The organism is Acinetobacter sp. IK23 (genome assembly GCF_035615275.1).
Classification (GTDB): domain Bacteria; phylum Pseudomonadota; class Gammaproteobacteria; order Pseudomonadales; family Moraxellaceae; genus Acinetobacter; species Acinetobacter seifertii.
On the sequence record NZ_JANBNX010000020.1, the window covers coordinates 43,391 to 59,123 of the forward strand.

Sequence of the window (15,733 nt, forward strand, 5' to 3'; positions counted from 1 at the left end):
GTATTATATGAAGTTTAAAATTGACAACCTCTTTAAAATAGCTATTGGTTTAATATTTTTAAGAAATCCATTGTTTATTTTTTTTATTTTTAGTTATTTTTTCTTTAATCTTAAAATTGCTTCATTTTTCTTTATAAGAATTTTACCATTTTTGTTTGTACTAGTGTGTTTTGTTCTTTATTCATTTAGTATAGGTAATGAAGATTTTTATATTTTAAGCCAGTCAAGTGATATTTTACTAAGCATTATTATTTTTTTGTTTTTAGCTTCTGTTTCTTACAATAAATATTCTTCAAATCAGGATTATGGTGTTGTTTATAGAAATATTAAGTTTTTCTTACTGTTGATTTCTTCTTTGAAAATATTACTAATTTTTCTAAGTACTTTTATCGGTTTTTCAATTATAGATATTTTAGAAAAAATTTCAGATGTATGGAAAATTAACCTTATGACAATGGGGGTGGGGGATACTAATTTATCGCGATTACAATTACCAGTAGATTCTGTTCTTCCATTTTGTATATATTTTCTTTTATTCGAGTTTCTAAAAAGTAATTCTAAAAAGTTTATACTTGTATCTCAGCTTTTGTTACTATCCATATCGCTTATTCTTATATTTTCAAGAGCTTTTTGGTTGATAACTTTTACTTTAATATTTTTATTTGTTGTAATGAATATAGAATTAAAGCAGAAAATAAAATTTATCCTATCAAGTGCTTTCTTATTTTTTGTGTTAAGTTTTATACCATCAATTAGAAGTACTTTAATTTCTGCTGTAACTGCAAGATTTGGGAAGGACGCTGCTGATGTAAATTATTATTCAGATTTAGAAAGAATTTTACAAAATAGACTTCTATTTAGTAAATTTTTAGAAGCTCCTTTTTTTGGTAATGGTTTTGGTTATTATCTTCCAAATTTCATCCGATCTAGTGATGTAAAGTATTTGTATGAGAGTCAATCCTTGTCTATACTTATGAATTTAGGTTTAATTGGTACATTAATTCTATTTGGGCTAATCCTTTATAATATTTATTATTTTAATTATCAAGTTTCTTTGAGCTTCATTAATAAAATTATTGTTCCATTTTTCCTATTTATAATTTGGGTTATGTTGGGTTCAACTAATCCTTTATTATTTGGTGCAAGTGGAGGTGTTATACTTTTTTTCTGTGCCTCTTATTCTTTTCACTTTAGAAATTGCAAAAATAGGACTTGATATGGAAGATAAAAATTTTTCATTAGTTGTTACTTACAATCCAGATCGTGCGAAATTGCTAGATTTAGTTAAAACTCTAATTTCTAGTAAATTTAATGTTATTTTGATAGATAATGCTTCTGATGATGATTTCTTTGAAATGTTTTCTGAATGTTCAAATAGTATTTTGTGTATTAAATTATCTTCTAATGAAGGTTTAGCTAAAGCACAAAATACTGGAATAACGAAAGCTATTGATCTTGGTGCTGATAAAATAATTTTTTTTGATCAAGATAGTAAAATTGATGATCATTTCCTGGTTAATTTAATTTTTGATTTAAAAAAAGTTGGAGCTAATTCCAGTAATTTTGCGGCTATAGGGCCACGTTTTATTGATGAAAAAAAAGGATTTTATTTTCCAGCTTTAAAATTTAATAGTTATGGTCTAATTGATAAAATAGTAGTTGAAAATATTAGTCAGCCTATTGAGGTAAGTTTTTTAATTTCATCTGGCACATTAGTATCAGTTAAAGCTCTCAAAGAAATAGGTTTGATGCGTGAAGAATTTTTTATTGATTTTGTAGATACAGAATGGTGTTTTAGAGCTTTAAGTAAGGGTTATAAGTTATATATGTCCGAAAAAGCAGTAATGAAACATAGTATTGGTGATGATACATTAAAAATTGCAAATTTTAATATACCAGTACATTCTGGTTTAAGACGTTATTATCGCATCCGAAATTTATTTTTTATGTGGAAAATGCCTTATGTTCCAAAAATACTGGTAATAAAGTTAATGATAATAAATTTCGGTATTCAAATTTTACTATTACTAACTAAAAGCAAGAAAGCTGACTATATAAAATATTATATTAAAGCGATCAGAGATGGTTTAAGACAAAGCAAGAACTATCGGGTTTGATAACTGATAGTCTTTTTTTTAAAGAAACTGTTTCAAACATTCTTCATTGATTTGATTTCTTTTGACATCAATAAACCAGCCCCACTTGTTAAAATATTGATAAGCACTTTTGAGGTGTGCCTTTAAGAGCGTTTTGTTTTTATAAGAGCCTTGTTCATGTAAGTGTATTACATGTGCAAGTGGATAGTACACAGCTCCATATTTTTCATAACATCTCCTAGAAAGATCAACATCTTCCATATACATAAAAAAGCGTTCATCAAACCCGCCAAGGTCGAGTAGTGCATGACTTGCAAATAGCATAAAGCATCCAATCAAATTTGGAGCAAATATTGGCTTATTAATAGAAAATTTTTTTAGTAAATAATTTTGATCAAGCTTTTCTCCGAATGCTGGAGAAAAGCGTCGAGCAAATAAGTTCATTGGCGTGGGCAATAAACGAGCACCATGCTGATCTACCCCATCACCTTTATATATGCGAGGTAAGAATAATCCAGCATCTGATTTTGCCGCAAAATTTAATAACTTTTCGAATTCGTTTGCTTCAAACGCAATATCTGGATTGCAAATCAAAAAGAAATCTGAGGCTTTTGCATATTGCTGAATTGCAAGATTATGACCATATCCAAATCCAAAATTACCCTCAGATTTTATGTAAACAATTTTTTCATTATTTAAAGTTTGAGCCCAATCACTTTGGTCATTGTCTATAAGAATGATTTTTTGTATTGAAGGAGTATTACTTAAGGAGTCTAAGGTAGGCTTTAAGTCTAAATAGGAATGTTTGTAAATAACAATAGAGGCGAAAACTGTTTTGTCAGAAACTAGTTGGGAGTCCTCAATGATCATATTAGTATGCGCCTTTGCCAAGAATAACAATGATAAATGTTTTTGCGAGAATTTTTAGGTCTTGAAAAAATGACCAATTTTTGACGTATTGAGTGTCTAATAAAACACGTGTTTCATAATCAATATCGTTACGTCCACTTACCTGCCATAGGCCTGTCAGACCTGGTGTAACTGCTAGATAGTAAATAACATTGTCTTTGTAACGAGTCAGTTCATCTTGAGTTACGGGTCTAGGACCGACAAAGCTCATTTCACCTTTAATGATGTTAATAAGTTGTGGCATCTCGTCTAAACTTGATTTTCTTAAAAAATGCCCAATTTTTGTAACACGAGGATCATTTTTTAGTTTGTAGGTACTGTGCCATTCTTCATATGCTATTGGATCGGATGCTAAGAGATTCTGTAATAGTTCTTGGGAGTTACTCGCCATAGATCTAAATTTTAAACATTTAAATTTCTGCCCATTTTTGCCTACCCTCTCATGTCCATAAAAAGCACTGCCACCATCTACTTTTACAATAATGGAAAATAGTAAGAATAAAGGTAGTAATACAATAAAAAGTATGATTGCAAAGAATAAATCAAAGACTCGTTTGAGAGGGGGTTGAGGTTTGATAATCATGAATTGATTTTCTTCATTCGATATTGGGTATGTTAATTTTGTATTCATAAGAGGTAAAACTTTGCGTTCATCTATCATAATACAAGTGTAATGTTGTTTTTATTACAATAGTATTGCAAGTGTAGATTGGGCAAACTTCATTAACCAGAAGTTTATTCAATTTTAAGGCATAATTCAATAAGATAGATTTTTTAGATTCTAAACAACAGTTATAGGTTAAAAAATACTGAAAATTACATTCAAATTTCGATAAGATAGTTATCATTGCTCGAATAGTTTTGAGATTATAGAATGATGAAGGTGAAGCAAAAACAAATTTTAATGGGATTATTTCTTTTAGGATTAACAACAACATCAGTTGTTTTTGCGCAAGGAATTTTATTGAATGACAGTGAGTTGCGTAATGATTTGAACTGGTTGAATCAGCAAGGTGTAATTCAAATAAGTACATCTACATGGCCATTGAGCGGTGATGAAATTCAAAATGCCTTATCTAATGCAAAACCGACAAATTCAGTACAAGAAAAAGTTATTGCTTCGATACAAAAAAATATAAATTTAGACAATGACGCTGTAAAGATTGGATTGTTTGCAGAGTCTGATCCAAAATATTTACCTAAAAGTTTTGCGGATAAAAGCAAATCTGAATATCAAGGATATTTGGAATTGAATACAGGTGGAACATTTTGGGATGCAAAGCTTCGCGTTAATGTAGAAAAAGATCAACAAGACACGATGAATGAAGATATTAACCTTGAAGGGTCTTATCTTGCTACTAAGCTATGGAATCAATGGTTGATAGCAGGTCAAATACCAACATGGTGGGGCCCTGGTCATGAGGGTAGTTTAATTCGTGGTGATGCGAGTAGGCCTGTCTATGGTGTCACTATTCAAAGGGCGTTACAAAATCCATTTGAAACAAAATGGTTGTCTTGGTTTGGCTCTTGGCAGTATCAGGTTTTTGCCGGGCAACTGAAAGATTATGAAGCTGTCCCGCATGCAAAATTACTCGGACTAAGAATAACGGCTCAACCATTCCAGTTTTTAGAATTAGGCGCTTCCCGTGTATTGCAATGGGGTGGCGAGGGGCGTTCTGAAAGTTTAAATACTTTATGGCAGGCGATCAAAGGCAATGATAATGTCTATAATCCTGCCGAAGATCCTTCTAATCAATTGGCAGGAATAGATTTTAGACTTAATTTAAATAAAGCTTTAGGGTATCCAATTGGTGTCTATGGACAAGTAATTGGAGAAGATGAAGCAGGTGGTTTACCTTCGAGGAATACTTACTTAGCTGGTTTGGATTACGCAGCTTCTTATAAAAATATGCCATTTTCAGTTTATGTGGAGTGGGCGGACACTAGCACAAATGGTAAAAACTTAGGTTATAGTTATAATCACTATATTTACACTGATGGTTATTATCAGAATGGTTATCCCCTTGGATACCCAATTGGTGGTGATGGTGATTTGGTTTCATTAGGTGGGGATATTCAGTTCGATAAAGTTAATCGTTTAATGGGTAGAGTGTTTTACACTCAAGTTAATCAATCGAATGTCGAAATTAATCATGCATTTGACCAAAAAGATAAAATAAAAGGTTTGGATCTTACCTGGACTCATAATATCAAACCTCAAATTCCTTTAAAGATTAATGTTTGGTTAAGTGACTCTGACGTTAAAGGAAAAGATAGTGGTGCTTCAGTGAGTCTAGAGCTTCCGTTAAATATGAAATTTTAGAGATGAAAGAACAGGTTTTATTTGACTAGACAATACAAATTTATCAAAACCATCTCGCGGTTTAATAACATGCGAGATTTATTTAATTTTAGATAGAAACTTTTATAGTGAATACACAAATGATCAAAAAAGCCATTCTTCCTGTTGCAGGGTTAGGGACTCGTTTCTTACCTGCCAGTAAGTCAATTCCTAAAGAAATGGTCACGGTCGTTGATCGTCCTGCAATTGAATACGTTGTTCGAGAGGCTGTTGAAGCAGGTATTGAGCAAATTATTTTAGTGACTCATTCATCGAAAGTGTCGATAGAAAATTATTTTGATCGTAATTTTGAGTTAGAGACAATTTTGATAGAAAAACAAAAATTCGATCTCTTGGAAGAAATTACAGATATTATTCCTGATCATGTCTCTATTGTTAGTATTCGTCAACCTCAACCACTTGGCTTAGGGCATGCTGTTTTATGTGCAAAAGATATCGTTGGTGATGATGATTTTGCTGTCCTGCTTCCTGACGTTTTAGTTAAAAATGAGTCCAATCAGCAAAGTGATTTGGAAATAATGATTGGGCGTTATAACAAAGTTAATATCGCTCAGATTATGGTTGAAAGTGTGTTGCCACATTTAGTAGACCAATATGGGATCGTTGATGTTGCGACAGTACCTCAGGAGGGTGGAAACGAGGTGGTGCGAGCAATTGTTGAAAAACCTAATATTGCTGATGCACCATCGAACCTTTCTGTAGTTGGCCGTTATGTTTTACCTAACAAAATTATGAACATTCTAGAGCGCACATCAAAAGGTGCGGGTAATGAAATTCAATTGACTGATGCAATTGCAACACTACAACAAAATGATGTAGTTGAGGCCTATAGAATGAGAGGTAAAACGTTTGATTGTGGAAATAAATTAGGCTACTTAAAAGCTGTATTGGATTATGGAGTAAACCATCCAAAGTTAGGAAAGGATTTTAAACAATTAATTGCAGACTTAAATATTCAGCTTTCTTAGATAATAGGGTACAAAATGAAAATTGCAATCTTGGGTACCACTTTACATGCTGGAGTTATGGCAGCGTTGTTATCTGAGTATGGTAATCAGGTTTATTGGTGCCATCAGAATTCATATTTGAACAAAAATATTTCAGGTATCGAATATCAAGAAGAAGAAGTAAATCGTAGACTAATCAAACAGCGAGATTTAGGCAGTTTAATTGAAAAGAGCTTGGTTGATATTCCTGTGGATATGGAAGTTTACTTTTTCTGCTTTAATCCAACTGAGTATGACCTTGCATTCAATACATTGAGTCTGTTATCACATCGGCCTATAGTTCATCCTCGATTAATGATAAATAGTTCAACCTTTGGTTTACATGGAACTGAAAAACTAAAAGCAATATTACCAAATGACTATTGGGTTTATTTTCCCGATGTTATTCAAGAGGGAAATGCTATTAATAGTGTCTTAAATGTTAAACATGTTATTGTTGGTGTAGAGGTAGAAGAATCAAAACGATTGATTAAAGAGTTATTGCGACCATTTTTTAGGTATGAAAATCAATATTTATTTATGCCTATTTTAGATGCGGAGTTTACCAAATTGAGTATCTCAGGCATGTTGGCGACACGTGTAAGTTATATGAATGACTTAGCTTTAGTTGCTGAGAAACTGGGTATCGATATATTGAATGTGAAACAAGCATTAGGTGCAGATACTCGAATTGGCTCGGCTTATTTATCGCCAGGATCTGGTTTTGGTGGAGAAAATTTTTCACATGATATTTTGACCTTATCAAGTGCAGTTTCTCAGACGGGTGCTAAAAGCCGTCTTCTTCAACAAGTATGGGAGATTAATGAAACACAAAAAGAAATTCTTTTTAGGAAACTTTGGAATTATTACCATTCAAATCTGAAAGAAAAAACCATAGCTATATGGGGAGCATCGTTCAAGGAAAATAGTTCTAATGTAAATAATTCTCCTATCCACACGATATTAGCCGCATTATGGGCGCAAGGGGCAAAGGTACGATTACATGATCCACAAGCATTACAAGAAATATATAAAATTTACGGCGAGCGAGAAGATTTAGTTCTTAGTCACGATCCTTATGAAGTTGTTAATGATGCCGATGCACTGTGTATTGTTACAGCATGGAGGTGTTATTTTAGCCCTAATTTTCAACAATTACATAAAAAAATGCGTCATCCATTAATTTTAGATGGGCGTAATATTTATGATCCTGACTATGTTAAAGCAACCGGCTTTGTCTACGAGGGTGTTGGACGAAAATGAATGAAAAAATTGAAGAACATTTGATGCAAAACATATATATACCAAATTACACTTTGCAGTCATTAGCTGACAAACTGAAATCTAAACACCTTAATGAATTATTTTCAGAGCAAGTTGATCGTTTCGAACAGTTTTGTTTACATTATGACGATATAACTTTTGATTTTAGTAAACATAGAATAGATATAGAAGTAATAAATGCTTTAGTCGAATTTGCTAATAAAAAACAGCTGGATATTTGGATCAAAAGATTGTTCTCTGGTGAGAAGATAAACTATACCGAGAATCGGTCAGCGATGCACTGGGCTCTAAGATTACCGAGATTTAATACTGAATTTGATGAGTTATCATCATCCGTGCATCAACAACTTGAAAACATGTACAAGTTAGTAAAACAAATACATTCTGGGCAGTATCGTGGTGTAACTGGTGAAGTTATTCAAGATGTCGTAAATATTGGGGTTGGTGGATCAGATCTAGGACCTTTAATGGTTACGCATGCACTTTCTGATTTTAAAGTGCCTACAGCTAAACCTTTAGCAATACATTTTGTTTCTACGATGGATGGTAGTCAGTTATCTGATTTATTACATCAATTACGACCTGAAACAACTCTTTTCATTATATCGTCAAAATCGTTTGGTACGATTGATACTTTATCAAATGCGGAAACTGCTCGTCAGTGGCTGCAAAAAGCTCTGGGTGATAGAGAGTGTGTGATAAAAAGTCATTTTGTAGGTGTATCGACAAAACCTGAAAAAATGACAGAGTGGGGAATATCCCCTGACAAACAACTTCTGCTGTGGGACTGGGTTGGTGGTCGATATTCATTATGGTCATGCATTGGATTTCCTATAGCTTTAAGTATAGGTGTTGATGGTTTTAAGCAGTTACTAGCTGGTGCTTATGCGATAGATCAACACTTTCAAACAACATCTTTTGAGAACAACATTCCTGTTTTAATGGGATTACTCGGAGTTTGGAATAATAATTTTTTAAATATTCAAACTCATGCAGTATTACCATATGATGGGCGTTTAAAGTACTTTGCTTCCTATTTGCAGCAATTGGAAATGGAGTCCAATGGGAAGTCGACTCAACGTAATGGAGAAAAAGTGAACTCTGTTACATGTCCAATTATTTGGGGAGAAGTTGGGCCAAATGCACAACATGCATTTTATCAGCTTTTGCATCAAGGTACGCATTCCGTAAGTTGTGACTTTATTGCACCAGTAAAACGATATAACGCCAATCAATTTACTTATGCAGAGAATGCTGCCGCTTTGGTAGATCAACATCATCTTGCTTTATCTAATTGTTTAGCTCAATCACGTTTATTAGCATTTGGTAATCAGGCACTTTCGAATGATGAATTAAATAATTTACCAACTTATAAAAAATATGAGGGTAATCAACCAAGTTCAACTATTCTTTTAAAAGAATTAAATCCATATAGTTTAGGTATGTTGATAGCAATGTACGAACATAAGGTTTTTGTACAATCAGTTTTATGGAATATTAATCCTTTTGATCAATGGGGTGTTGAAAAAGGGAAGGAAATTGCTAGTCAATTATTACCTGTTTTAAATCGTGAGATCAAAGATATTTCAACTTTTGATGTTTCAACACAAGGTTTATTAAAAATATTATTAGGGAAGACAGATGGCTAAAATATTAGTGACCGGAGGTGCTGGTTATATTGGTTCACATGCTTGTATTGAATTGCTTAATGCAGGTCACGAAGTTATTGTATTGGATAATTTGTCAAATAGCTCTGAAGAATCTCTAAAACGTGTACAAAAGTTGGCGAATAAATCCTTAATTTTTGTTCAAGGTGACATTCGTGATGGAAATGTTTTAGATCAGCTTTTTAAAAATTATAATATTGAAGCTGTTATTCATTTTGCTGGTTTAAAAGCTGTTGGTGAAAGTCAGGAAAAGCCATTAATTTATTTTGATAATAATATTGCAGGTACTAACCAGCTTGTTAAATCAATGGAGAAAGCAGGAGTTTTTAATTTTGTATTTAGTTCATCGGCAACAGTTTATGGTGAATTAAATCCATCTCCATACCATGAAGATATGCTTTTAAGTATTCCTAATAATAATTATGGGTATACCAAAATGATTATTGAGCAGATGCTACAAAAAATAGCACTGGCAGATTCTAGATGGTCGATTGCTTTATTACGTTATTTCAATCCTGTGGGTGCTCATAAAAGTGGGCAGATTGGAGAAGATCCATTAGGTGTTCCTAATAATCTTATGCCTTATGTCACACAAGTTGCTGTAGGGCGACGTGAGAAACTGTTGATTTTTGGCAATGACTACCCAACTAAAGATGGAACTTGTGAACGGGATTTTATCCATGTTGTTGACTTGGCTAGAGCCCATGTTTTGGCATTGGCGAATCGTTTGAATAGTCGTGGCTGTCGGGCTTGGAATATTGGAACAGGTGTTCCAATTTCAATTTTGCAAATTAAAGAAACCTTTGAAAAAGTGAATGGTATTCAAATTCCAACTGAGTTTGTTGATAGACGGGAGGGGGATTTATCCGCGTTTTATGCAGATGCCTCTCGTGCTGAACAAGAGTTGGAGTGGAAGCCACAATATACTTTGGAAGATATGCTAGCCGATAGTTGGAACTGGCAAAAACAGAATCCGACTGGATATAAAAAATAATTATTTAATTTTTCTAAATATCAGGCAGATATTGTTGTTGTGCCGAGATAAGGCTTTTTTCTAAAAAGAGGCTAAAGTTGTAGTGACTACTTTCATGTTAGTATTCGCCATAATCCCCTGTTAGCCTCTTTTTTGTCGTCATGGTTTTTTTACGTCAACAGCTGTTATTTATCTTTATTGCTTTTTTATCCACCTGCGTAGGTGTATACGTTGCATGGGATATGAACTTGACATGGGATAAGTTTTATAGCTATTTGATTTCAGAAAAAGCTATTTTTTCAATTCTCTTTAACTATGCAGTAATTCAACTATTTTTTATTATAGTTGGCCGAAAGTATACAGCTCTTTTTTTAAGTCAATTATTTGTTATATTTTTAAATTTTATTAATAAAAAGAAGCAACAATATTTATTTAGTAATTTAAGTCCTGAAGATATTTTTTTACTTCCAGAGGCCATGAAGGCAACTCCTTGGCATTTACAGCTCATCTTTTTTACTCTCATTATTTTCTTTCTTATTGTGCTGCTGATTGCTATACGTAAAGAAAGTAAAGCCACTTTTCATACCTATGTTCCCAATATTATTATTTTTGGATTGCTTGGTAGTGGCTTAATTTACTTAAATTTTATTAAAAATCCTACAGGGGCGTGTTTTTCAGAAAATAAACCTATGATTTGTGCCAGTTTACAAGAATTTCCAAATACGAGAAATGACTGGATCGGCGACTATCGAAAAATTCAAGATTATGGTTTTGTGACTTTTTACGTATCTAAGGTATTGGATAATGTAACCAGTGTTTTATTACCTAATCGTAAAGTATCTGAGCAAGAGATACAGCAGATTTTGCAGGAACATCATTTGGCTCAATCTTTAGACGACAATGAGAAGGAATATCCGAACATTGTTATCGTGATGGAAGAATCTTTTTGGGATTCTCATCATTTAGATAGTGGTTTACCAAAAGACTTACTATCTTTTGTTCATCAAAATCAGGTCTCTAATTTACTGTCTCCTTCTTTTGGAGGAGGTACTGCGAATGTTGAATTTGAAGTACTTACGAGCCTCAACACAACTTTTTTCCCAAATGAGTTGTTATATGTCTCCAAGTTGAAAAAGCCAATTTATGCTCTGCCTTATTATTTAAACTCAATTGGTTACCAAACGATTGCAATGCATAATAACTATGGATATTACTATAATCGGAATAAGGTATATCCAGATTTAGGCTTCGATAAATTTATATCACTTGAAAATATGATTGCCCAAAAAGATCGATCTACAGTTTTTAACTTGGGTGGGTGGGCCACAGATGATCTTATTTTTGATTCGATTAAGTCTACTTTAGAAGAGAACGAGCAACAGCCAAAGTTTATTTATGCGATTACTGTTGAAAATCATCCTATGTATAACGATGATCGTTTTGGTAAGCAGAATTATAAATTTAATAAAGAGCTGTCTGAGACTGAAAAGCAAAAGTTAAGTACTTATACTGCTGGAACTGCACGTGCTAACCAAAAGCTAAAAGAGCTCGCTGAATATTTAAAGACAGTAGATCGACCAACAATTTTAGTGGCTTTTGGCGATCATTTACCGAATCTACAAGAAGTTTATGAGAGTTATGGATTTTTTAAAGATGATCCTGAGCGGACTAATTTAAAAAATTATCAGACACCGTTTGTAGTGTGGAGCAATTATAAATTAGATAAGAAGCCCTTGAATCAGCCTTATATTTCTGCAAGTTTCGTTGCTCCAAAACTATTAAAGTTGGCAGGGTTGCCTTTGTCTGATTACTATCAATTTGTTGATGATGTATCGAGTTGTTTTAGTGCCATTCACCAAAAATTTATTAATGAAAATCAAACGTGTAATTTTGATAAAAAAGCGCTGTTGAAAGGTTATGAAAATCTAAATAAGGATGTATTAGATGGACATAATCATACTTATAAAATTATGCAGAATAGCCAAAAAGAGATGGAACAATAATCTTCCATCTCTTTGAGATGAGCTCTATTAAGACTGAATTAGTCCAGTCAATTCATCTACATAATGCTGCATTGGCTGAGCTTGACGGTCTGCACGGCTTTCAATGTTGAGACGTAGTAAAGGCTCAGTGTTTGAAGCACGTACATTAAAACGCCATGCACCAAAGTCGAGGCTTACACCATCGGTACGGTCAATTTCCGGGTTTTGAGCAGCATAGAAATCAAAAATCTTTTGAATAGTGATTTGTGTATCAGCTACTTTAAAGTTGATTTCACCACTACAAGGAAATTTGGTAATCATATTTTCAACGAGTGTTGAAAGTGATTGTCCTGTTTCAGAAAGTAGAGCAACAGTAAGTAACCACGGAATCATACCGCTATCACAGTAAGCAAAGTCACGGAAATAGTGATGGGCACTCATTTCACCGCCATATACCGCATTGTGTTCACGCATAACGTCTTTAATGAACGCGTGACCAGATTTTGACTGTACAGCAACACCTTTATATTCATCTACGATATCAAATGTGTTCCACACTAAACGTGGATCGTGCACAATTTTCTCGCCTGATTGTTTAATCAAGAAAGCTTGAGCCAGTAGACCAACAATATAGTAGCCTTCAATGAATTGACCTTTTTCATCGAACAAGAAACAGCGGTCAAAGTCGCCGTCCCAAGCAATTCCCATATCTGCTTTATGCTCAAGAACAGCATTTCGAGTACTGTCACGGTTTTCAATTAAAATTGGGTTAGGAATCCCATTTGGGAAAGTACCATCTGCCTCATGGTGAATTTTAATAAATTCAACGGGTACGTTAAGCGCCTTAAATTTTTCTTCAATGGCATCAATCACGTGACCAGCTGCACCATTACCCGCGTTTACCACTAACTTAAGTGGGCGGATTTTTGCTGGTTCAATATAGGTGATTAAGTGATCGACGAACTCAGGCAAAATGTTATAACTTTGAGTTGTGCCTTTTTGGCTAACTTCTTCAAAGTGATTGGTTTCTGCTAAAGCCTGAATTTCTTTTAAACCGGTATCTGCACTAATTGGACGAGCATTTTCTCGAACCAATTTCATACCGTTATAGTCCATTGGGTTATGGCTCGCAGTAACTTCGATACCACCTTGCACATCTAAATGGAAAGCGGCGAAGTAAACTTCTTCAGTTCCCGTCATGCCCAAATCAAGCACATTCACACCCGCATCGTTTAAACCGCGGATAGTCGCTTGTTTTAAACCCTCACTGCTTAGACGAATATCACAACCTACAACCACGGTCTTTGGTTTATAGATTTGTCCGTATGCGCGGCCAATTTTATAGGCGATTTCTTCATTCAATTCGGTGCCGAGTTTGCCTCGGATATCATAAGCTTTAAAACACGTTAAAGTAGTCATTATTCAATTCAATACATGTGGTTTGAGTTGTGTGCACATTATACATAGATCATGAAACAGGTATGTTTATAGTTTTTATATTCAAATTTTTCACTTCATTTCGGTAGCTCATATCTAAATTTATAAGAAAGATTTTTACGACTTTAGTCTAATAAATAAATTTATAAATTAGAAATAGCTTTATTTTTCTTAGCTATATTGGTCATACCAATTATGATGTTAATTTAATGATTGATCTTGCCAATATCTGTGTTTATGATGAGATCTATGGTTTAAGGAAGAATATTTGCACTTAAATTTAAATTGGTAATACCAATTGTGCTAAATGTTTAAACTTTTAAGGTACAAAAAATTTCGCCTCGGCATTTCAAGGAGATGACAATGCTCAATATGTGGCAACAACTTTATGACCCTTTAAATAATATTTGGCTGTCTAGTGCGGTTGCATTAATCCCGATTATTTTCTTCTTTTTGGCATTGGCTGTTTTTCGTTTAAAAGGCAGTATTGCGGGTACAGGCACAGTCATTATTGCACTATTGATTGCGCTCTTTTTCTATCAAATGCCGGGTCAAATGGCCTTTGCGTCAATCATTTACGGTTTCTTCTATGGTCTATGGCCAATTTCATGGATCATTATTGGGGCAGTTTTTCTATACAAAATTTCAGTAAAAACAGGCCAGTTTGAGGTTATTCGTTCAAGCATTTTGTCAATTACCGAAGACCAACGTCTACAAATGTTATTGGTTGGTTTTGCATTTGGTACTTTCCTTGAAGGTGCTGCTGGTTTCGGTGCTCCTGTGGCAATTACCGCTGCACTCCTTGTTGGTTTAGGCTTTAAGCCACTTTACGCTGCTGGTTTGTGCTTGATTGTAAATACAGCGCCAGTTGCGTTCGGTGCAATGGGTATTCCAATTATTGTGGCAGGGCAGGTTTCTGGCGTAGATACCATGGAAATTAGCCAGATGGTTGGTCGTCAGTTGCCATTTTTAACGCTGATTGTGCTGTTCTGGATTATGGCGATTATGGATGGCTGGCGTGGTGTTAAAGAAACTTGGCCTGGGGTAGTCGTTGGTGGTGGTTCGTTTGCGATTGCCCAATATCTTACATCTAACTTCATTGGTCCTGAATTACCGGATATTACCGCTGCAATTGCATCATTGGTCAGCTTGACTGTGTTGTTCCGTTTCTGGAAACCAAAACATATTTTCCGTTTTGAGCCTGAAGCGGGTCAAACTTTGACTCAGCAACCTACTACGGTTCAACGTTATAGCATTGGGAAAATTGCTAAGGCGTGGTCTCCATTTGCTATTTTAACAGTCATGGTGACGATCTGGAGCGTTAAGCCATTTAAAGCATTATTTGCAAAAGATGGTGCTCTTGAACACTGGATTTTTAAACTTGAAGTACCATATTTGCATAAATTGGTCGAAAAAATGCCGCCAATTGTGGCAGAGATGAAGCCATACGAAGCGATTTATAAGTTTGACTGGTTCTCTGCAACAGGTACTGCAATTTTTATTGCTGCAATCATCACCGCTATTTTCTTAAAAATGAAAGCAAGTGAGGCAGTAACAACCTTTGGTGAAACACTTAATGAGTTGAAAACACCGATTTATTCAATTGGTATGGTGTTAGCTTTTGCTTTTATTGCGAACTATTCAGGTTTATCTGCTACTTTGGCTTTGGCTCTAGCACATACAGGGCATGCATTTACTTTCTTCTCGCCATTTTTGGGCTGGCTTGGTGTATTCCTTACGGGTTCAGATACCTCTTCAAATGCTTTGTTCTCGGCATTACAGGCAACTACAGCACAGCAAATTGGTATTCCAGAAGTATTGCTTGTGGCTGCAAATACCAGCGGTGGCGTAACAGGTAAGATGATTTCTCCACAGTCGATTGCGATTGCGTGTGCAGCAGTAGGCTTAGTTGGAAAAGAATCTGACTTGTTCCGTTTCACGGTAAAACATAGCATCATATTCACTGTCTTTGTTGGCATCATTATTACGGTTCAGGCTTATCTGGTTCCGTGGATGATTACATAACTCCAGTGAAGG

At 34.4% G+C, this 15,733-nt stretch carries 12 protein-coding genes; 9 read left to right on the plus strand and 3 right to left on the minus strand.

Annotated features, from left to right (window positions below):
• The first annotated feature begins 7 nt into the window (after positions 1-7).
• Both MSG95_RS13445 and MSG95_RS13450 read left to right on the plus strand, forming a co-directional pair.
• Positions 8-1,216: an O-antigen ligase family protein gene (locus MSG95_RS13445; RefSeq protein ID WP_324624808.1), complete on the plus strand. Its 1,209-nt coding sequence runs from the start codon at positions 8-10 to the stop codon at positions 1,214-1,216.
• Between the two features lies 1 nt (position 1,217).
• Entirely contained in the window at positions 1,218-2,117 is a 900-nt protein-coding gene (locus MSG95_RS13450) for a glycosyltransferase family 2 protein (RefSeq protein WP_077165105.1), read from the plus strand.
• An 18-nt stretch (positions 2,118-2,135) separates the two neighbouring features.
• Here the strand turns inward: MSG95_RS13450 and MSG95_RS13455 are convergent, their stop codons facing one another.
• Positions 2,136-2,966 carry a glycosyltransferase gene (locus MSG95_RS13455; protein ID WP_077165106.1) on the minus strand — a complete coding sequence of 277 codons (831 nt, stop codon included), beginning with the start codon at positions 2,964-2,966 and terminating at the stop codon, positions 2,136-2,138.
• Between the two features lies 1 nt (position 2,967).
• Positions 2,968-3,636, minus strand: a complete 669-nt coding sequence (locus MSG95_RS13460) for a sugar transferase (RefSeq protein ID WP_145953349.1) — start codon at positions 3,634-3,636, stop codon at positions 2,968-2,970.
• A gap of 246 nt (positions 3,637-3,882) precedes the next feature.
• Between MSG95_RS13460 and MSG95_RS13465 the strand changes: the two genes are divergently transcribed.
• From MSG95_RS13465 to MSG95_RS13490, 6 genes are all read left to right on the plus strand, one after another.
• The gene (locus tag MSG95_RS13465; RefSeq protein WP_077165140.1) at positions 3,883-5,328 is read left to right on the plus strand and encodes a capsule assembly Wzi family protein; all 1,446 of its coding nucleotides are present in this window, start codon (positions 3,883-3,885) and stop codon (positions 5,326-5,328) included.
• A gap of 119 nt (positions 5,329-5,447) precedes the next feature.
• Positions 5,448-6,335 carry a UTP--glucose-1-phosphate uridylyltransferase GalU gene (galU, locus tag MSG95_RS13470; RefSeq protein WP_049590767.1) on the plus strand — a complete coding sequence of 296 codons (888 nt, stop codon included), beginning with the start codon at positions 5,448-5,450 and terminating at the stop codon, positions 6,333-6,335.
• Positions 6,336-6,350: 15 nt separating this feature from the next.
• Positions 6,351-7,616 (plus strand): nucleotide sugar dehydrogenase, encoded by a 1,266-nt coding sequence (locus MSG95_RS13475; protein ID WP_077165107.1) that lies wholly within the window; start codon positions 6,351-6,353, stop codon positions 7,614-7,616.
• A gap of 23 nt (positions 7,617-7,639) precedes the next feature.
• The gene (gene pgi / locus MSG95_RS13480; protein WP_087450868.1) at positions 7,640-9,286 is read left to right on the plus strand and encodes a glucose-6-phosphate isomerase; all 1,647 of its coding nucleotides are present in this window, start codon (positions 7,640-7,642) and stop codon (positions 9,284-9,286) included.
• The gene (gene galE, locus MSG95_RS13485) at positions 9,279-10,298 is read left to right on the plus strand and encodes a UDP-glucose 4-epimerase GalE (protein WP_077165108.1); all 1,020 of its coding nucleotides are present in this window, start codon (positions 9,279-9,281) and stop codon (positions 10,296-10,298) included. Before pgi ends, galE begins: the two co-directional genes overlap by 8 nt.
• Before the next feature lie 320 nt (positions 10,299-10,618).
• Positions 10,619-12,280 (plus strand): LTA synthase family protein, encoded by a 1,662-nt coding sequence (locus MSG95_RS13490; protein WP_077165141.1) that lies wholly within the window; start codon positions 10,619-10,621, stop codon positions 12,278-12,280.
• A gap of 27 nt (positions 12,281-12,307) precedes the next feature.
• Here the strand turns inward: MSG95_RS13490 and MSG95_RS13495 are convergent, their stop codons facing one another.
• On the minus strand, positions 12,308-13,678 hold the full coding sequence (locus MSG95_RS13495; RefSeq protein WP_077165109.1) for a phosphomannomutase: 1,371 nt from the start codon (positions 13,676-13,678) through the stop codon (positions 12,308-12,310).
• Between the two features lie 375 nt (positions 13,679-14,053).
• Between MSG95_RS13495 and lldP the strand changes: the two genes are divergently transcribed.
• On the plus strand, positions 14,054-15,721 hold the full coding sequence (lldP, locus tag MSG95_RS13500) for an L-lactate permease (RefSeq protein WP_324645084.1): 1,668 nt from the start codon (positions 14,054-14,056) through the stop codon (positions 15,719-15,721).
• The last annotated feature ends 12 nt before the right edge of the window (positions 15,722-15,733 follow it).